At 72.9% G+C, this 17005-nt stretch carries 16 protein-coding genes and 1 pseudogene; 9 read left to right on the top strand and 8 right to left on the bottom strand.

Annotated features, from left to right (window positions below; all coding sequences use genetic code 11):
• Positions 1 to 198 precede the first annotated feature (198 nt).
• Together C569_RS31115 and C569_RS0126525 are read right to left on the bottom strand one after the other, a co-directional pair.
• Positions 199 to 622 (bottom strand): annotated as a pseudogene (locus C569_RS31115) (VOC family protein).
• Positions 598 to 1170: a cob(I)yrinic acid a,c-diamide adenosyltransferase gene (locus C569_RS0126525; RefSeq protein ID WP_013475364.1), complete on the bottom strand. Its 573-nt coding sequence runs from the start codon at positions 1168 to 1170 to the stop codon at positions 598 to 600. Before C569_RS0126525 ends, C569_RS31115 begins: the two are co-directional and overlap by 25 nt.
• On the opposite strand from C569_RS0126525, the gene murA reads away from it, so the two are divergent.
• Positions 1169 to 2590 carry a UDP-N-acetylglucosamine 1-carboxyvinyltransferase gene (gene murA / locus C569_RS0126520; protein ID WP_026268683.1) on the top strand — a complete coding sequence of 474 codons (1422 nt, stop codon included), beginning with the start codon at positions 1169 to 1171 and terminating at the stop codon, positions 2588 to 2590. The two genes, C569_RS0126525 and murA, sit on opposite strands and share 2 nt — an antisense overlap.
• Before the next feature lie 69 nt (positions 2591 to 2659).
• Positions 2660 to 3508 carry a 3-hydroxyacyl-CoA dehydrogenase family protein gene (locus tag C569_RS0126515; protein WP_026268682.1) on the top strand — a complete coding sequence of 283 codons (849 nt, stop codon included), beginning with the start codon at positions 2660 to 2662 and terminating at the stop codon, positions 3506 to 3508.
• 57 nt (positions 3509 to 3565) lie between these two features.
• On the opposite strand, the gene C569_RS0126510 is transcribed toward C569_RS0126515, so the two are convergent.
• The 3 genes from C569_RS0126510 to C569_RS0126500 form a co-directional block, all read right to left on the bottom strand.
• The gene (locus C569_RS0126510; protein WP_018788766.1) at positions 3566 to 4375 is read right to left on the bottom strand and encodes an alpha/beta hydrolase family protein; all 810 of its coding nucleotides are present in this window, start codon (positions 4373 to 4375) and stop codon (positions 3566 to 3568) included.
• Between the two features lie 110 nt (positions 4376 to 4485).
• Positions 4486 to 5334, bottom strand: a complete 849-nt coding sequence (locus tag C569_RS0126505) for an ABC transporter permease (protein ID WP_018788765.1) — start codon at positions 5332 to 5334, stop codon at positions 4486 to 4488.
• A complete protein-coding gene (locus tag C569_RS0126500) occupies positions 5331 to 6179 on the bottom strand; it encodes an ABC transporter ATP-binding protein (RefSeq protein WP_018788764.1) in 849 nt (282 codons plus the stop codon). Before C569_RS0126500 ends, C569_RS0126505 begins: the two co-directional genes overlap by 4 nt.
• An 86-nt stretch (positions 6180 to 6265) precedes the next feature.
• Between C569_RS0126500 and C569_RS0126495 the strand changes: the two genes are divergently transcribed.
• The 4 genes from C569_RS0126495 (at position 6266) to C569_RS0126480 (ending at position 11722) form a co-directional block, all read left to right on the top strand.
• Positions 6266 to 6790, top strand: coding sequence for a PadR family transcriptional regulator (locus C569_RS0126495; protein WP_018788763.1), 525 nt, complete (start codon positions 6266 to 6268; stop codon positions 6788 to 6790).
• Positions 6787 to 7467, top strand: a complete 681-nt coding sequence (locus C569_RS0126490) for an ABC transporter ATP-binding protein (RefSeq protein ID WP_018788762.1) — start codon at positions 6787 to 6789, stop codon at positions 7465 to 7467. The genes C569_RS0126495 and C569_RS0126490 overlap by 4 nt, the downstream gene beginning before the upstream one ends.
• Positions 7464 to 9617, top strand: coding sequence for an FtsX-like permease family protein (locus C569_RS0126485; RefSeq protein WP_018788761.1), 2154 nt, complete (start codon positions 7464 to 7466; stop codon positions 9615 to 9617). The genes C569_RS0126490 and C569_RS0126485 overlap by 4 nt, the downstream gene beginning before the upstream one ends.
• Positions 9618 to 9718: 101 nt before the next feature.
• Positions 9719 to 11722: a protein meaA gene (locus C569_RS0126480; RefSeq protein WP_018788760.1), complete on the top strand. Its 2004-nt coding sequence runs from the start codon at positions 9719 to 9721 to the stop codon at positions 11720 to 11722.
• An 88-nt stretch (positions 11723 to 11810) separates the two neighbouring features.
• Here C569_RS0126480 and C569_RS0126475 read toward each other — a convergent pair whose 3' ends face one another.
• On the bottom strand, positions 11811 to 12107 hold the full coding sequence (locus C569_RS0126475) for a DUF1540 domain-containing protein (RefSeq protein WP_018788759.1): 297 nt from the start codon (positions 12105 to 12107) through the stop codon (positions 11811 to 11813).
• Positions 12108 to 12166: 59 nt separating this feature from the next.
• Positions 12167 to 12784 carry a DUF4126 domain-containing protein gene (locus tag C569_RS0126470; RefSeq protein ID WP_018788758.1) on the bottom strand — a complete coding sequence of 206 codons (618 nt, stop codon included), beginning with the start codon at positions 12782 to 12784 and terminating at the stop codon, positions 12167 to 12169.
• Between the two features lie 71 nt (positions 12785 to 12855).
• Between C569_RS0126470 and nucS the strand changes: the two genes are divergently transcribed.
• Entirely contained in the window at positions 12856 to 13515 is a 660-nt protein-coding gene (nucS, locus tag C569_RS0126465) for an endonuclease NucS (protein ID WP_026268681.1), read from the top strand.
• Positions 13516 to 13524: 9 nt separating this feature from the next.
• Here the strand turns inward: nucS and C569_RS0126460 are convergent, their stop codons facing one another.
• Positions 13525 to 15027: an aldehyde dehydrogenase family protein gene (locus C569_RS0126460; RefSeq protein WP_026268680.1), complete on the bottom strand. Its 1503-nt coding sequence runs from the start codon at positions 15025 to 15027 to the stop codon at positions 13525 to 13527.
• Positions 15028 to 15243: 216 nt separating this feature from the next.
• On the opposite strand from C569_RS0126460, the gene C569_RS0126455 reads away from it, so the two are divergent.
• Together C569_RS0126455 and C569_RS0126450 are read left to right on the top strand one after the other, a co-directional pair.
• Positions 15244 to 15690, top strand: a complete 447-nt coding sequence (locus C569_RS0126455) for an FHA domain-containing protein (protein WP_018788755.1) — start codon at positions 15244 to 15246, stop codon at positions 15688 to 15690.
• A gap of 142 nt (positions 15691 to 15832) precedes the next feature.
• Positions 15833 to 16897, top strand: coding sequence for an alpha/beta hydrolase (locus C569_RS0126450; RefSeq protein WP_018788754.1), 1065 nt, complete (start codon positions 15833 to 15835; stop codon positions 16895 to 16897).
• Positions 16898 to 17005 lie beyond the last annotated feature (108 nt).

Genomic DNA, 17005 nt, shown 5'->3' with positions numbered 1-17005 from the left:
TACCCGGACCACTACGCCCAGTGGGAGCAGCAGGCCGCCGACCTGGTCGCCGAACACTGGAACAAGTAAGCGAGACAGGCCGGCACCCCGACGACGGGGTGCCGGCCTTCACGCGTACCGAAAAGGGTCAGCGTGGCACCGGTCGGCGGCAGTGGTAGACCAGGGCCGGGAGCAGGTTCGACCACACCGTCCTCGGGCTCAGTCAGTCCCGGCGACCAGTTCGACCTCGTACCCCTGCCCGTCCGTCGGTCAGGTAGGCGGCGTAGCTGTCCGGGCCGCCCGCGTGCGGGTGCCGGTCGGGGAACAGCAGCTTCCAGCCGTACCCCTCGGCGGCAGTGACCAGGCGGTCGACGGCGGCCGGCGGGCCGGCGTGGAAGGCCATGTGGTTCAGCCCGGGCGCGCGCCTGTCGTGGGTGCGGCCGGTGAGCGCCGGTGACTCCTCCAGCACGATGTACGTCGCGTCGAGGCGCCAGGAGCGGCCGGCGGGCCAGTCCTGGTGCGGCGTCCAGCCCAGCTCGCCGAGAAGCCAGCCCCAGGAACGACTGGCCGCCGCCAGGTCGGGTACCCACACCTCCACGTGATGGAGGCCGCCGATGGTCAGCGCTTCCCGCCCGGTACCCATAGCACGTCGCCGTCCGGATTTGCCGTTCTTGACAGGATAAAGAGCAAATCGGAGAGCCGGTTGAGATACTTTGCCGGGAGGGGACTCGTCCGATCGGGGTCGTGCGCGACCAGCGCCCATGCCGCACGCTCGGCGCGCCGGGCGGTCGTCCGTGCCACGTGCAGCAGTGCCGCGCCCGCGGTGCCGCCGGGGAGGATGAAGGAGTCGAGCTTGCTCAGGCGCGCGTTGTACTCGTCGCACCAACCCTCGAGGCGCTCGACGTACTCCTCGGTCACCCGCAGCGGCGGGTACTTCGGGTCCGGCTCGACCGGCGTCGCCAGGTCCGCGCCGACGTCGAACATGTCGTTCTGCACGGACTCCAGCACGGCCCGCAGCTCGTCCGAGAGCTGCCCCAGTGCGAGCGCGACGCCGATCGAGGCGTTGCACTCGTCCACGTCCGCGTACGCGGCAATGCGCGGATCGGTCTTCGGCACCTGCTCGTTGTTGCTCAGCCTGGTCATGCCGGCGTCGCCGGCCTTGGTGTAGATGCGCGTGAGGTGGACGGCCATGACGCACAGCCTACGGATACCGGACCTGACCATCCCAGCCCGGCCGAGTCCGGTGGGGCCGGGGGACGCGAGCGATCCGGCGCTCAACGACGTCGACGTCATCCGGGTGCGCGGCGACGCCCGGCTCGCCGGCACCGTGCACGTGGTGGGTGCGAAGAACTCCGCGCTGAAACTGATGGCCGCCGCGCTGCTCGCGCCCGGCCGCAGCCTGATCACCAACGTGCCCCGGATCACCGACATCGCGATCATGGGCGAGGTGCTGCGGCGGCTCGGCTGCGGCGTACGTTTCGGCCCGGACGACCCGGTCGACCCGATGGTGGCCCACGACGGTGTGGAGCGGTCCCGCTCGGTGCTCATCGACGTGCCGGAACGGCCGGGCGCGGAGGCCGACTACGACCTGGTCCGCCGGCTGCGCGCGTCGATCTGCGTGCTCGGCCCGCTGCTGGCCCGCCGGGGGTACGTCCGGGTGGCCCACCCCGGCGGTGACGCCATCGGCTCGCGTGGGCTGGACATGCACATCGCCGGGCTGGCCCGGATGGGCGCGGAGATCTCCGGTGAGCACGGCTTCGTCATCGCCGAGGCGCCGGACGGGCTGCACGGCGCCGACATCGTGCTGGACTTCCCGAGCGTGGGCGCGACCGAGAACCTGGTCATGGCGGCGGTGCTGGCCCGGGGCGGTACGACGATCGACAACGCGGCCCGGGAGCCGGAGATCGTCGACATCTGCACGATGCTGAACCGGATGGGCGCCCGGATCGAGGGGGCCGGCACGTCGACGCTGCACATCGTCGGCGTACCCGAGTTGCGGCCGGTCCGGCACGCCGCCGTGGGGGACCGGATCGTCGCCGGCACCTGGGCGTTCGCCGCCGCGATGACCCGCGGCGACGTGACGGTGACCGGCCTCGACCCGGCGTACCTGGAGGTCGCGCTGGACAAGCTGGTCGCGGCCGGCGGCCTGGTCGAGACCCGGGGTGACGCCTTCCGGGTACGGATGGACGACCGCCCGCGGGCGGTCGACGTGGTCACGCTGCCGTACCCGGGGTTCGCGACCGACCTGCTGCCGATGGCGATCGGGCTGGCGGCGGTCAGCGACGGCGGCTCGCTGATCACCGAGAACATCTTCGACGGCCGGTTCATGTTCGCCAACGAGATGATGCGGCTGGGCGCGGAGATCCGTACCGACGGCCACCACGCCCTGGTGTGCGGCCAGGAGCGGCTGTCCGGCGCCCCGGTACGCGCCACCGACATCCGGGCCGGCGCCGGCCTGATCATCGCCGGGCTCTGCGCCGACGGGCTGACCGAGGTCTCGCACGTGCACCACGTCGACCGGGGCTACCCGGACTTCGTGGCCGACCTGCTGGCACTCGGCGTCGAGGTGGAGCGCGGCACCGCGCCGGAGGAGCCGGACCTGGCCATCTGACGGCCGGGGCTTATCCCTCGTTAAGTAGGGTTCTGGCAGACGTTGCAGAACACGGCGAGGGAGAAGCAGATGGCGGGTCGACTCGCGGTAGTCGGTGCCGGGCTGATGGGCTCGGGCATCGCCCAGGTGGCGGCGCAGGCGGGCTGGCAGGTGACGCTGCGCGACATCGACGACGCGGCCACGAAGCGCGGTGTGGACGGCATCCGGAAGTCGCTGACGAAGTTCGCCGAGAAGGGCAAGATCGAGGCGTCCGACGTCGAGGCGACGCTGGGCCGGATCACCCCGACCACCGAACTGGAGGCAGCCGCCGACGCGGACATCGTGGTCGAGGCGGTCTTCGAGAAGATCGAGATCAAGCATGAGGTGTTCCGCGCGCTCGACAAGATCTGCAAGGCGGACGCGGTGCTCGCCACCAACACCTCCGCCATCCCGGTGACCCAGATCGCCACCGCCACCGAACGCCCGGAGTCGGTCGTCGGCACCCACTTCTTCTCGCCGGTGCCGATGATGAAGCTCTGCGAGCTGGTACGCGGCTACAAGACCAGCGACGCGACGATGGAGACGGTGAAGTCGTTCGCCGAGGGGATCGGCAAGACCGTGGTGGTGGTCAACCGGGACATCGCCGGTTTCGTCACCACCCGGCTGATCTGCGCGCTGGCGATGGAGGCGGTCAAGCTCGTCGAGTCCGGCGTGATCTCCGCCGAGGACCTGGACACCGCCTGCAAGCTGGGCTTCGGCCACGCCATGGGCCCGCTCGCCACCGTCGACCTGACCGGCGTGGACGTGCTGCTCAACGCCACCCGCAACATCTACACCGACACCGCCGACGAGAAGTTCTTCCCGCCGGAGCTGCTCCAGCGCATGGCCACCGCCGGCGACCTGGGCCGCAAGACCGGCCAGGGCTTCTACTCGTACTGACCGGCCCGTCCCGCCCCCGGCCCGCGCGGCCGGGGGCGGTTCACGTCCGTGGCCGGTTCACGTGCGGGGCGGGCTGAGCGCGGTGCCGATCAGCGCGAACGCGTCCGGGATGACTGTGCCCCAGTAGCCGAAGTTGTGCCGCCCGTCGGCCCAGGCGGCGCGTACCGGCTCCTCGGGCAGCACCCGGGCCAGCGCGCGGACGTCGGAGAGGAAGTTGTCCTGCCGCCCGCACCAGAGCCCGACCGGGGTGCCGCGCAGCTTCTCCACGCCGGTGAAGACCGCGTCGCCGGGGCTCACCGCGGGGGAGAAGGCCGCCGCCATCCGCAACCACTTCGGGTACGTCTCGGCCAGCAGCAACGCGCCGAAGCCGCCCATCGACCAGCCCCACACGGCCAGCCGGCTGCTGTCGAAACCGCGCCGGGCACACCAGGTGGGTACCTCCTCGCGCACCATCCGCTGCGGGTCGTCGTCACCGGCCGCCCGCCAGGACAGCCGCCCGCCGGTGGCGCCCGCGAGCGCGAACGGCGGGGCGCCCCGGCGTACCGCGTCGGTGAGGAAGCGGGCCAGCCCGAACCGGCCGTAGTCGCGCGGGGTGGCCGACGCGCCGTGCAGCACCAGGCAGACGGGCAGGCCGCGGCCGTCGCCGTACCCGTCGGGCACGGCCGTCCAGAAGTCCACCTCGCGGCCGCGCGCGGCGGACGCGATGCGGATCAGCCGCTCGTCGCCGGGCGGGGCGTCCGGCAGGTCCGGGGCCGGTCCCGGGCGGGGGCCGGCCAGTTGCCGGGCGGCCAGGCCGCCGACCAGGCCGGCCCCGGCGATCCCGGCGGCGGCGGTGAGCACCGTCCGCCGGGTCAGCGTGTGTGCCATGCCAGCGAGTGTGCCACCCGGGTGTAAGGAAGGGCCCCTTCTTAACGTGCGTTGTTAATAGGGGGCCCTTGCTCTACCGGAGGCGTTAATAGGGGGCCCTTCCTTGCACCTCAGCCGTCGCGCTTGGTGGTCCAGCGGAACGTGGTCAGGCACAGCACCAGGCCGATGACGCACCAGGCGCCCAGCACCAGCGCGACGGTGCCCAGCTCGAACGAGCCGCCCGGCTCCCGGGCGCCGAAGCTGTCCGGCAGGAACACCGAGCGCAGCCCCTGGCACATCCACTTGAGCGGGAAGATCGCCGCGACCTGCTGCATCCAGGTGGGCAGGCTGGTGAAGACGAAGAACACGCCGGAGATGAACTGGAGCACCAGCGCGACCGGGGTGACCACCGCCGAGCCGCTGCGGGCGGTGCGGGCCAGCGACGAGATCGCGATGCCGCACAGCGTGCAGGCGGTGACGCCGAGCACGGAGACCCAGGCGAACGTCAGCCACTTGGCGGTGGTCTGCGGCAGGTCCAGGTCGAACATCGCCACCGAGACGGCGAGCAGCAGCACGGTCTCGGCGATGCCGATGACCACCACCATGATCACCTTGCCGGCGAACCAGACCCACTTCGGCATCGGCGTGCCGCGGTAGCGCTTGAGCACGCCCCGGTCCCGCTCGATCGGGATCCAGATGCCGAGGTTCTGGAAGCTGACTGTCATCAGGCCGGTCGCGATCATTCCGGTGATGAAGTACTGCGTGTAGCTGACCCCGGGCGCGATGTCGTCGCTGAAGATCGCCGCGAAGATCAGGATCATGATGATCGGGAAGCCCATCGTGAACACGACGGACTCCCGGCTGCGCAGGAACTGGGTGATCTCCAGCCGCCCCTGGCGCAGCGCCAGCGTGCCCGCGCCGGGCCGCCGGGCAGCGGTCGCGGCGGTGACCGGGGCCGCCGGTTTCGTCGTGGTGGTCATGAGTGTCCGATCATCCGCAGGTAGACGTCTTCCAGGGTCGGCCGGGTCACGGTGAGGCCGGGTACCTCGCCGCCGAAGCGCGCGGCCAGGTCGTACACCAGCGCCGTCGGCGTCGCGGTCTCCGCCGACGCCGGCGTCCCGTCGGGGGTACGCCAGGAGACGGTCGCCAGCGACTCCTGCCGGTTGCCCAGCGCGTTCGGCGGCGCGACCTCGATCACCCGCCCGGCGGCGATCACGCCGACCCGGTCGGCGAGCGCCTCGGCCTCGTCCAGGTAGTGGGTGGTGAGCACGATCGTGGTGCCGGCGGCGGACAGGTCCCGGATCAGCTCCCAGAAATCGCGCCGGGCCTCCGGGTCGAAGCCGGTGGTCGGCTCGTCGAGGAAGAGCAGCTCGGGGCGGCCGATGATGCCCAGCGCCACGTCCAGGCGGCGCTTCTGCCCGCCGGAGAGCGTGTGCGTGCGCGCTTTGGCCTTGGCGCCCAGCCCGACCCGCTCGACCACCTTGTCCGGGTCGTCGGCCTCCGGGTAGAAGCCGGAGAAGTGGCGGACCACCTCGCTGACGGTGAGCTCGTCGAACTCGCCGGTGCCCTGGAGCACGATGCCGACCCGGGAGCGCCAGCCGGCGTCGGGGTGGGCCGGGTCGGCGCCGAGGACGCGTACCTCGCCGGCGTCGCGCTGCCGGTAGCCCTCCAGGATCTCGACCGTGGTGGTCTTGCCGGCGCCGTTCGGACCGAGCAGGGCGAACACCTCACCCCGGTGGACGTCCAGGTCCACCGAGGCGACGGCGACGTTGTCGCCGTACGCCTTGCGCAGCCCTCGCACGGAAATCGCGAGCTCGTTCTCCATGACGTCAAGTGTGCGTCGTGCGGTGGCCCGTTCCACTGCCGGGTCGGCTATATACGCGAGGTATACACTCGGTGTAGTCTCTGGTCATGACCGTTCCCCTGACCCTGCTCGGCCTGCTCGAACGCGAACCGAGCCACGGCTACGACCTCAAGCGCGACTACGACACCTTCTTCGGGCGCGGCAAGCCGCTGCCGTACGGGCAGGTCTACTCGACGCTGAGCCGGCTCGCCCGCGACGGCAAGGTGGTGGTCGGCGACGTCGCTTCCGGCGCCGGGCCGGACCGCAAGCGCTACGTCATCACCGACGTGGGCGCCACCGAGGTGGAGCACTGGCTGACCGAGCCGGTCGAACCGGAACCGCACCTGCAGACCCTGTTGTTCACCAAGGTCGTGCTCGCGCTGATGCTCGACCGCCCGGCCGAGGAGTACCTGGACACCCAGCGCGCCGCACACCTGCGCCGGATGCGCGAACTCACCGAGATCAAGCGCAGCGGCGAACTCGTCGACGTGATGCTGGCCGACCACGGCCTCTACCACCTCGAGGCGGACCTGCGGTGGATCGAGACGACGGGCACCCGGCTGGACGCCCTGAGAAAGGCGGTACGGCCATGAGCCCGATGATCGAGGCACGCGACGTCACGTACGCGTTCGGCGAGACACCCGCCCTGCGCGGCGCGAGCCTCGCCGTGGCCGCCGGCGAGGTCGTCGCCGTGATGGGACCGAGCGGCTCCGGCAAGTCGACGTTGCTGCACTGCCTGGCCGGCATCCTGCGCCCCGACTCCGGCGAGGTCCGGTTCGACGGCACCCGGATCGACACGCTCGGCGAGGCCGACCGCAGCGCGCTGCGCCGCGACAGCTTCGGCTTCGTCTTCCAGTTCGGCCAGCTCGTGCCGGAACTCACCGCGGCGGAGAACGTGGCGCTGCCGCTGCTGCTGCGCGGTGTCCGCCGTACCCCGGCGCTGCGCGCCGCGCGGGGCTGGTTCGAGCGGCTCGGCCTGGCCGGCATGGAGCACCGCCGCTCCGGGGAGCTGTCCGGCGGGCAGGCCCAGCGGGTCGCCCTCGCTCGCGGCCTGGTCGCCGAGCCCCGGGTGCTGTTCGCCGACGAGCCCACCGGCGCGCTCGACTCGCTCACCGGCGAGGAGGTGATGACGCTGCTGGTGGACGCCGCCCGCGAGAAGAGCACCACAGTCGTCCTGGTGACGCACGAGGCGCGCATCGCCGCGTACGCCGACCGGGAGGTCATGGTGCGGGACGGCCGGGTCAACGCCCCCGCCGGGGTCGCCTCATGATCGGGCTCGCGCTCCGGCTCGCCGTCGCCGGTGGCCGGGAGGCGCTGGTCCGGCTGGTAGCCATCGCCGCCGCCGTCGCGGTCGGCACCGGCCTGCTGCTCACCACGCTCGCTGGTGTGCACGCCACCGACGCCCAGCTCACCCGCTACGCGTCGATGTACCCGCAGGAGACGGCGGGCGGGTCCGCCGACCCGCTGCTGTGGTCCACCCGGACCGACTACTTCCGCGGCGATCAGATCATCCGGGTCGACGTCGCCGCGACCGGCCCGGACGCGCCCACGCCGGTCGGCGTCCCCCGTACCCCAGGACCCGGCGAGTTCTACGCCTCCCCGGCGCTGCGGAGGCTGCTGGCCGCCACCCCTGCCGACCAGCTCGCCGACCGCTACCCGGGCCGGGACCTCGGCGCCGTCGGGCCGGCGGCGCTCACCTCGCCGGACACCCTGCTCGTCCTGGTCGGCGGCACCCCGGAGCAGGTGGGCAGGCTCGACCAGGTCCGGAAGATCACCCGGCTCGACGACAACAGCGCTTCGCTGCCGGGTGCGGCTGTCGACCTCATCCTCGGCGTGGCCGCGGGCGGACTGCTGTTCCCCGTACTCGTCTTCATCGGCACGGCGACCCGGCTCGGCGCTGCCCGCCGGGAGCAGCGGTTCGCCGCGATGCGGCTGGTCGGGGCCACGCCCCGGCAGATCTCGGCGGTCGCGGCCGTCGAGGCCGCGCTCGCGGCGGCGGCCGGCGCGGCGGCCGGCTCCGCGGCGTTCTTCGCGTTCCGCGGGCAGCTCGCCGGCATCCCGTTCACCGGCATGCCGTTCTTCCCCGGCGACATGGCCATCGGCGCGCCGGAGGCCCTCCTGGTGGCGCTCGGCGTGCCGGCGGGCGCGGCGGCCGCGGCCTGGGTCGCGCTGCGCCGGGTCCGGATCTCCCCGCTCGGTGTCAGCCGCCGCGTCACACCCCGGCCGCCCCGGGCGTACCGGCTGATCCCGCTCGCGCTCGGCCTGGCCGGGCTGGGCTTCGCCCTGGTGTACCGGCCGCCCACGTCGGACGGCCAGACGGCGCTGTTCCTGCCCGCCCTGCTGCTGGTCATGGTCGGGCTGCTCACCGGCGGCCCGTGGCTGACCATGGTCGGCGCCCGGGCGATGGCCGCCCGGGCCAGCCGGCCGGCCGCGCTGATCGCCGCGCGCCGGCTAGCCGACAACCCGTCCGCCGGGTTCCGGGCGGTGAGCGGCGTGATGCTCGCGCTGTTCGTCACGACGGTGGCCGTGGGCGTGATGGCGACGATCGCGCACGAGCGCGGTCCGGCGCCCCGGGGTTCCCTGGAGGCCGGCCGGCTGTCGATGGTGCTGATGGACGACGCCCCGGCGCCGGGCACGCTGCTGGCCGATCTGGCGGCGGTTCCCGGCGTCCGCAACCCGGTGCTCGTCCGGCAGAACCCGGTACGCGGTGACGGCCGCGACTCCGGGGTGATCGCCTGCGCGGACATCCCGCCCGCCTACGGGCGGTGCGCCACGGGGACGAGCGTCGCCGAGGTGCCGCCGGGCCTGATCCCCTGGCGGGAGTCCGCCTCGGCCGACCGGGTCTGGCCGTCGTCCCCGGTGGACCCGGCTGCCCTCGCGGGACTCCCGGCGGATTCGGTGGCGGTCGACGCGGCGGACCCGGTCGCGGTGGAGCGGGCCCGGACGGTCCTCGAAGCCGCATTCCCCACCTTCTTCGTGGCCCCGAACGTGCCCGGCGACTTCGAGGCCGACTTCGCCGACACCATGCGGGGCTGGCAGCGGCTGGCCGACCTCGTCGTGGTGGCCGGTCTCGCGCTCGCCGGATGCAGCCTGGCCGTGGCGGTGGCGGCCGGTCTCAGTGAACGGAGGCGGCCGTTCAGCCTGCTGCGGCTCAGTGGCGCCCCGGTACGGCTGCTGCGCCGCGTGGTGACGCTGGAGAGCGTGGTGCCGCTGCTGACCGTCGCCGTGGTCGCGGTCGGGATGGGACTGGCCGCCGCGCACCTGTTCCTGCGCGCGCAGATGGGCTACGACCTGCGCCTACCAGGGGCCGGGTTCGCGGCGGTCATGGCCCTCGGCGTGCTGGGCTGCCTCGCCGTCATCGCGGCCACCCTGCCGCTGCTGGAACGGATCACCGGTCCGGAGACCGCCCGCAGCGAATGACCCGTGCGGTGGGCCGGCCGAGTGCCGACCCACCGGTGCGGCCATCGGGTTGTGTGGTTTTCCACACTCTCTTTTACTGAACGGTAACTTAAACTCCGGCCATGGACGACGCGATGCCGGGACGGCTGCCCGAGCGGGACCGCCCGTGGGTGATGCGCACGTACGCCGGGCACTCCTCCGCCGCGGCCACCAACTCGCTCTTCCGCCGCAACCTGGCGAAGGGGCAGACCGGCCTGTCGGTCGCCTTCGACCTGCCCACCCAGACCGGGTACGACCCGGACCACGAGCTGGCCTCCGGTGAGGTGGGCCGGGTCGGCGTGCCGGTGTCGCACCTGGGCGACATGCGGGCGCTGTTCGAGGGCATCCCGCTCGCCGAGATGAACACCTCGATGACCATCAACGCCCCGGCGATGTGGCTGCTCGGCCTCTACGGCACCGTCGCCGCCGAGCAGGGCGCGGAGCTGAGCCGCTGCGCCGGCACCACGCAGAACGACATCATCAAGGAGTACCTGTCCCGGGGGACGTACATCTTCCCGCCGGCCGCGTCGCTGCGGCTGACCGCCGACGTGATCGCGTACACGCTGCGGGAGATGCCCCGGTGGAACCCGGTGAACATCTGCTCGTACCACCTCCAGGAGGCGGGCGCCACGCCGGTGCAGGAGGTCGGCTTCGCGCTGGCCACCGCCGTCGCCGTGCTGGACACCGTACGCGACTCCGGCCAGGTGCCGGCCGAGCGGATGGGCGACGTGGTCCAGCGGATCTCGTTCTTCGTCAACGCCGGGGTGCGCTTCGTCGAGGAGATCGCCAAGATGCGCGCGTTCGGCGCGCTCTGGGACGAGATCACCCGCGACCGCTACGGCGTGGAGAACCCGAAGCAGCGCCGGTTCCGCTACGGCGTCCAGGTCAACTCGCTGGGCCTGACCGAGGCGCAGCCGGAGAACAACATCCAGCGGATCGTGCTGGAGATGCTCGGCGTCACGCTGTCCCGCGACGCCCGCGCCCGGGCCCTGCAACTGCCCGCCTGGAACGAGGCGCTGGGCCTGCCCCGCCCGTGGGACCAGCAGTGGTCGCTGCGCATGCAGCAGGTGTTGGCGTACGAGTCGGACCTGCTGGAGTACCCGGACCTGTTCGCCGGCTCGCACGTGATGACCGCGCTGGTCGACGACATCGTCGCCGGCGCCCGGGTCGAGCTGGAGAAGGTGCTGGAGATGGGCGGCGTGGTGACCGCCGTCGAGACCGGCTACCTCAAGAGCGCGCTGGTGGCCTCGCTCGCCGACCGGCGCCGCCGGATGGAGTCCGGCTCGGACGTGGTAGTCGGCGTCAACCGGTTCACCGAGACCGAGCCGTCGCCGCTCACCGCGGCCGGCGCCGAGGCGATCGAGCAGGTGGACCCGGCCGTCGAGGAGGCGGCCACCGACGGCGTACGCCGGTGGCGGGCCGACCGGGACGCGGCAGCGGTGGAGGAGGCGCTGGCGAAGCTGCGCGCCGACGCCGCCACCACGGCGAACCTGATGGCGGCGACGCTCGAATGCGTGCGCGCCGGTGTCACCACCGGCGAGTGGGCGGGCGCGCTGCGCCAGGTGTACGGCGAGTACCGCGCGCCGACCGGCCTGGCCGGGGCCGCCGGGGCGGCCGGTGACGCGACCCTCGCCGGGGTCCGCGAGCGGGTCGTCGCGACCGCCCGGGAGCTGGGCAGCGGCCGGCTGCGGCTGCTCGTCGGCAAGCCGGGGCTGGACGGGCACTCCAACGGCGCGGAGCAGATCGCGGTACGCGCCCGCGACGCCGGCTTCGAGGTGGTCTACCAGGGCATCCGGCTGACCGCCGGGCAGATCGTGGCGGCGGCGGTGGAGGAGGACGTCGACCTGGTCGGGCTCTCCGTGCTGTCCGGCTCGCACCTGGCCGCCGTGCCGGCGGTGCTGGACGGGCTGCGCGCGGCCGGGCGGGGAGACCTGCCGGTGGTGGTGGGCGGGATCATCCCGGCCGCCGACGCCGAGGCGCTGCGGACCGCCGGGGTGGCCCGGGTGTTCACGCCGAAGGACTTCGCGCTCACCGGCATCATCGACGAACTGGTCACCGTGATCCGCGAGGCGAACGCGCTGGATTGAAAGGAAGGGCCCCCTCTTAACGCCTCCGGTAGTGAAGGGGCCCCTTCTTAACGCCCGCCTGCGCGCTTAACGCCCGCCTGCGCGCGGCTCAGCGGCTCTCGTAGGTCATGCAGTCGGCCATGTCCATGTTGGGGCCTACGGTGATGGCCGGGGCGCGACACTCCAGGTCGGAGTTGTGCCGGCAGTCGGCGCGTGAGCACGCGCCGACCTGGGCGACCAACTGGTCGAGGCCGCCGCGCACCGGCATCTCCACGAACGTGTGGCAGTGGGCGTGGTCGCTGCTGCCGATCGTGATGGCGAAGGCGTGGCAGTCGTTCGTGTGGTTGTAGGCGCAGGACCTGACGGCGCACTCCTGGACCCGGGGCATCTCCAACGACGCGGTCATCTCCCGTACCTCCTTGGGTTTCTTGCCCCGATTTTAGAGGTTTCAGAAGTCGGTGCGGGTCAGACGCGGAAGCCGGCCTCCCGGGCGGCGGCGCGTTCGCGGCGCCGCTCCCGCCGACGGCGGACCAGCCAGGGCACGAAGATCACCAGGGCGACCAGGAACACCAGGACCAGCACCGGCAGCAGCAGCGCCACCACCGACATGACCACGCTCGTCGCGTCCTCGGCGGTGCTGGCCACCGGCGCGCCCACCCCGGCCGTGGTCGCGTTGATGACCGGCCGTGCCGCGGCCTTGAGCAGGTGCACGCCGAGCGCGATGAGCACACCGACCAGGACCGGCACCCACTGGTGCGTGGAGAAGAACGTGTCCGGGTCGCTCACGGTCACCGTCTCGGAGCCGGCGCCCGCGCCGAACGCGAGCCCGCCGGCGGTCGGCCGGACCACTGTCTGCACCACGTCGTTGACGTGGTCGACCACCGGCACCTTGTCGGCCACCACTTCGACCGCGAGCAGGACCGCGAGGATCAGCACCACCCAGCCGTTGCCGAGCCACTGCCAGCCGCTCGGCAGCTCGACCAGGTCGGTGTAGCGGGACAGCAGCCCCATCAGCAACAGCGGGATGTAGGCGTTCAGGCCCGCCGAGGCGGCCAGGCCGGAACCGGTGAGGACTTCGAGCACGATCTCAATATGGCACCGGTGCGCCAGTGGCGCTCGTCGGCGTCCGCCGGGGACTCGGCTACCCTCGGCGGGTGCGGTTGGTGATTGCGAAGTGCTCGGTGGACTATGTCGGACGGCTCTCGGCCCACCTGCCCCCGGCGACCCGGTTGCTCATGGTGAAGGCGGACGGGTCGGTGTCGATCCACGCCGACGACCGGGCCTACAAGCCGTTGAACTGGATGAGCCCGCCCTGCCGGCTGGAGGAGGCCCCCGGCGTCTGGCGGGTGGTGAACAAGGCCGGCGAGGAGCTGCGCATCACCCTGGAGGAGATCTTCCAGGACACCTCGTACGAGCTGGGCGTGGACCCGGGCCTGCGCAAGGACGGCGTCGAAGCCCACCTGCAGGAACTGCTCGCCGCGAACCCGGAGACGCTGGGGGAGGGCTTCACGCTGGTCCGGCGGGAGTACATGACCGCCATCGGGCCGGTCGACCTGCTCTGCCGGGACGCGGTCGGCGGTGCGGTGGCGGTCGAGGTGAAGCGGCGCGGCGAGATCGACGGCGTGGAGCAGCTCACCCGCTACCTGGAGCTGATGAACCGCGATCCGCTGCTCGCGCCGGTCTCCGGGGTGTTCGCCGCGCAGGAGATCAAGCCGCAGGCGCGGGTGCTCGCCACCGACCGGGGCATCCGGTGCGTGGTGGTCGACTACGACAAGCTGCGCGGCATCGAGCGCGACGAGCTGACGCTGTTCTGAGGTGCCGCCTCAGCGGCCCCGGCCGTACATGAGCTTGGCGATCTTGACCAGGCGGGCGACGTCGGCCGGGGTGCGCTCGAACGTCATCGCCGGCAGCAGCGACCGGGCCCGGCGGCGGGTGACCGACTTGGGCCGGCCGAACTCGCGCAGGCCCTCCTCGCCGTGGATGCGGCCGAAGCCGGACTCGCCGGTGCCGCCGAACGGCAGCGTCGACATGCCGGCGAACGTCAGCGCCGAGTTGACCGAGGCCATCCCGGAGCGCAGCCGCCGCGCCACCGCCACCGCCCGCGCCCGGCCGAAGACCGAACCCCCGAGCCCGTACGGCAGCGCGTTTGCCCGCTCGACCGCCTCGTCCACGTCACGGACCCGGTTGACCACGAGCGTCGGGCCGAACGTCTCCTCCTGCACGGCCGCCGAGTCCTCCGGCACGTCGACCAGGACCGTCGGGTGCACGTACGGCGGCTGGACCGCCTCCGGGCCGCCGAGCACCGCCCGGCCGCCCCGGTCGAGCGCGTCGTCGATGTGCCGCCGGATGACATCGATCTGCGACGGCATGGTGATCGGTCCGAGGTCGGACCCGTCGGCGCCGACGGTGAGCCGCCCGGCCTTCGCCACCACCTTGTCCACGAAGGCGTCGAAGACCTGGTCGACCGCGTAGACCCGCTCGATGCCGATGCACGTCTGGCCGGCGTTCGTCAGCCCGCCCCACACGCACGCCTCCGCGGCGGCGTCCAGGTCGGCGTCGGCGTCCACGATCATCGCGTCCTTGCCGCCGGCCTCCAGCAGCACCGGCGTGAGCGTCTCGGCGCAGGCGGCCATCACCCGCTTCGCGGTCGCTGTCGAGCCGGTGAACGCCACCTTGCCCACCCCGGAGCGGCACAGCGCCGCACCGACCGCGCCGAAGCCGTGCACCGCCTGGAACACCGGCTGCTCCGGCACGACCTCGGCGAACCGGTCGACCAGCCACTGACCGACCGCCGGGGTGTACTCGCTCGGCTTGAACACCACGGCGTTGCCGGCCGCGAGCGCGTACGCGACGGAACCGATCGGCGTGAAGACCGGATAGTTCCACGGGCCGATCACGCCGACCACGCCGTACGGCTGGTATTCGAGGTGACCGGTGAACTCGGCGAGGATCAGGCGGGAGCGGACCCGGCGCGGCCCGAGCACCCGCCGGGCGTTGCGGGCCGCCCAGTCGATGTGCTCCAGCGCGGTGAGGATCTCCACCACGGCGTCACCGACCGGCTTGCCGCCCTCGGTGTGCATCAGGTCGGCCAGCTCCTCGATCCGCCGGGCGAGCACGCCGCGCCAGCGCTGGAGGCGGTCCCGCCGGCCGGCGGAACCGAGCCCGGCCCACCAGTCGCCGGCCGCCCGGGCGCGGTCGACCGCGGCACGCACGTCCGCCTCGTCGGCCAGCGGGAATCTGCCTGCCTCGGCGCCGGTGGCCGGGCTGGTCGACACCAGCAGACCCTCGGAGATGAGCGGGGCACCCGGCACATGCACAGCGGTCATGGCCGAAGTCTAGACCCGAAGATTACTCGCTGGTAGGTGTGGAACGCGCCGTACGCTGCGCGGACGATCAGCCGTCGCATCGACGGAGGTGCCGTCCGAAACGGCGAACGGGAGATGACCGGCCGGGGTCGCGGGGGTGACCGGGCGGGGGTGCAAGCCGCTACGGTGAGGTGGCAGGCTGACGCCGCGGGGCGATGGGGTGGAGGTCGACTGTCCATGAAGGAGCATCCTGAGCTGATGCCGTTGCTGACGGTGTCGGGCGGGGCGATGCGGGGGCTCACGTTCCGGGTCGGCCAGGAGGCACAGGTGATCGGCCGCGCGCCGACCGCCGACATCGTGCTTGCCGACCCGCACCTGAGCCGGCGGCACGCCTCCGTACGGGCCACCCCGGAGGGGGTGCTGCTCACCGACCTCAGCTCGACAAACGGCACCTGGCTCAACGACACCCGGGTCACCGGCAGTGTGGCCATCGCCGACGGCGACGTGGTCCGGCTGGGCCGCACCGACCTGCGCCTCTACGACCCGGGCGTGGCCCGGACCGACCCGGTCGGGATGAGCTTCGGCGCGCTCCGCCGCGACCAGCGGCCCACCCTGCCGCTGCCCGTCCCCGGGCCGCGCCAGCCGATCGAGGCGCGTGAGGCCCAGCCGGCCGACGTTCGCTAGCGGCCCGGCAACGCCGAGGCCCGGCACCCGCCGGCCGCAAGGCCGGGCCGGCGGAGTGGGGCGGGTGGGGCCATGTCGGGGTGGGGTGCTGTGTCGGTGGGACACATGGACCGGGGTCGCGCGGGCGTGCCAGCATGCGCGGATGCGCAGCGAACGGCTCACGGTCCAGGCCAACGGCATCACCCAGGCGGTCCGCGTGGCCGGTCCACCGGACGGCGTGCCGGTGCTGCTGGTGCACGGCAACGTCTCGTCCTCCGCGTTCTGGGAACCGCTGCTGGCCCGGCTCCCGGAGACGCTGCGGGTGGTCGCCCCCGACCTGCGCGGGTACGGCGAGACCGACACCGCGCCGGTCGACGCCACCCGAGGGCTGGACGACTTCGCCGACGACGTGGCCGCGCTGCTGGACGTCCCGGAGCTGTTCCCGTCCGGCGCCCGGCCGGTGGTGGCCGGGCACTCGCTGGGCGGTGGCGTCGCGATGCGGCTGCTCGTCGGCCACCCGGATCGGGTGGCGGGACTGCTGCTGGAGGCTCCGGTGTCCCCGTACGGCTTCGGCGGCACCCGGGACCGCGACGGCACCCCCACCACGCCCGACTTCGCCGGCACCGGCGCCGGCGGCGCGAACCCGGACTTCGTGGCCCGGCTCGCCGCCGGTGACCGGAGCGCGGACGGTCCGACCAGCCCGCGCGCGGTGCTGCGCGCCGCGTACGTGGCCGACCCCGCCGCGCTGGGCGACGACGAGGACCTGCTGCTGGAGAGCATGCTGACCACCGCCACCGGCGACGACAACTACCCGGGCACGGCTGTCGCCTCGGCCCACTGGCCGGGGACCGCCGCCGGGGGGCGCGGCGTGCTCAACGCGCTCGCCCCGGCCCACTTCCGGCTCGCCGACGCGCTGGTCGCCGTGCCGGTCAAGCCGCCGGTGACCTGGGTACGCGGTGACGCCGACGTGATCGTCTCGGACACCTCGCTGTTCGACCTGGCGTACCTCGGTCAGCTCGGTGTGGTGCCCGGCTGGCCCGGCGCGCAGCAGTGCCCGCCCCAGCCGATGGTGGGGCAGACCCGCGCGGTGCTGGACCGGTACGCGGCGGCCGGCGGGACGTACCGGGAGGTCGTGCTGCCCGGCTGCGGGCACAGCCCGCACCTGGAACGGCCGGCGGAGTTCGTCGCCGAGCTGCTGGCGCTGGCCGGGGAGAACGTCACCGGGTGAGGCGCGGTGCCGTGAAATATCCCACGGCGTCTCGACAACACAGCGTCACATGGCAGACTCCGGCGCATAACCTTAGCGGCCGTTCATGTCGCGGACGGCGGAGTCGAG

The sequence above is a fragment of the Micromonospora sp. CNB394 genome, from assembly GCF_000374985.1.
GTDB lineage: Bacteria > Actinomycetota > Actinomycetes > Mycobacteriales > Micromonosporaceae > Micromonospora > Micromonospora marina.
This window is presented reverse-complemented; position numbering and strand designations above follow the sequence as displayed.